2 protein-coding genes are annotated in these 1,300 nt (G+C 72.6%); both read right to left on the bottom strand.

The window, feature by feature from the left end; all coding sequences use genetic code 11:
* Nucleotides 1–166 precede the first annotated feature (166 nt).
* Nucleotides 167–871, bottom strand: a complete 705-nt coding sequence (locus tag D7W79_RS42035) for a CHAP domain-containing protein (RefSeq protein WP_147442362.1) — start codon at nucleotides 869–871, stop codon at nucleotides 167–169.
* Between the two features lie 137 nt (nucleotides 872–1,008).
* On the bottom strand, nucleotides 1,009–1,300 hold a 292-nt coding region (locus tag D7W79_RS44170; RefSeq protein WP_158617192.1), incomplete at its 5' end, for a hypothetical protein.

Below are 1,300 nucleotides of genomic sequence, written 5' to 3'. Positions count from 1 at the left end.
CCACCAACACGCCCCCCAGCCCCCAGCGCGCCCACCGCCGTCTTCCGCGCGGCACCTCCGGCGTCGGCGGCACCTCCGGTGTCGGCGGCGATGGCCGGACGGGCTCGGCGGGTTCGGGATTCAGGGCCCCGGGGGGGCCTTCGACGGTGGACATCTCCGGCCGTGTCTAGCGCTGAGCCGTCCGGGCGTCACCCTTCATGGTGAGCTTCGCGGACGCCATGCGCGTCGGCTCGGGAGAGCGCCAGCGCTCGTCCACGGAGGCGAAGCCCGCCACCAGCTCCCCCGCCAGGTAGGCGCGCGTCTTCTTGCCCTTGCGGCGCAGCCAGTCGTTGAGCACGTGCCCCTTCGCGTCCTTGCCCGCCTCCGGCTGCAGCAGGTTGAAGCGCGAGCGCTTCACCAGCCCGCCCGACTTGTGCACGAACGTCACCGTGCCGTCCGCGCCCACCCGCTCCACGATGCCGATGTGCGTGAGGCCGTCGTTGATGAGGCCGTCGCGGTTGCGGTCGAACGTGTTCTTGAAGAACACCAGCGCGCCCGGCGTCGGCGTGTCCGACAGCATGCCCAGCGCGCGCGCCTTGCGGTGGATGGCCGTGACGCCGTTCTCCTCCGGCAGCACGTCGTCCGGCAGCAGGTCCAACCGCCGCTGCTGGAACGCCAGTCGCGTCATGCCCGAGCAGTCATCCGTCACCGTCGAGCTCATCTTCGCCAGCGTCGTCATCCCCACCCAGGACTTCGCCCGCCACAGCGCCCGGTCCGACAGCTGAACCACCGGCCGGATCTTCTTCGTCGCCGTGACCTTGCTCGCGGCCTGAGCCGCCCCGCCCCACACCAGCGCGCTCACCAACGCGCCCACCCACACGCCTCGTCCCATGCGGACGCGACAGAGCAACCGCCGTGCCCGGCCCTCGCGGCCTTGCGCGTGTCCACCTCACGACGGATGGCGCGCACACCTCGGCATGCGGTGGGCAAGAAAGTTCCCACCCACGGCAACCGCGCGCCCTGAAGCCTTCAGTACACGACGACGCCCGAGGAGCCCCGCCCTGCTCCGGGCCCCGAGGCCTCGTTGATGGGCTCGGCCTCCGTGCTCGCGGCGTTGTTCCACCGGCGCCCGGACGACGGCACCCGGTCCGTGGGGGGCAGCCGGAGCAGGTGTTCGTCGTGGACGGTCGGCGGTGAGGGCGCCTCCACGTGCGACGCCGGCCCGCAGCCACGGGTCGTGCAGCCGGGGCTGTAGACCTCCTCGTCGGACGGCGTGCGCGTCGGGGCCCAGGTCCGCGTGGGCCGGGGCTGAAGCTGGGTC

Origin of the sequence: Corallococcus exercitus (genome assembly GCF_003611585.1) — a bacterium.
Classification (GTDB): Bacteria; Myxococcota; Myxococcia; order Myxococcales; family Myxococcaceae; genus Corallococcus; species Corallococcus exercitus.
The sequence above is the reverse complement of the archived record's forward strand: the minus strand, read 5'-3'. Positions and strand labels throughout refer to the sequence as shown.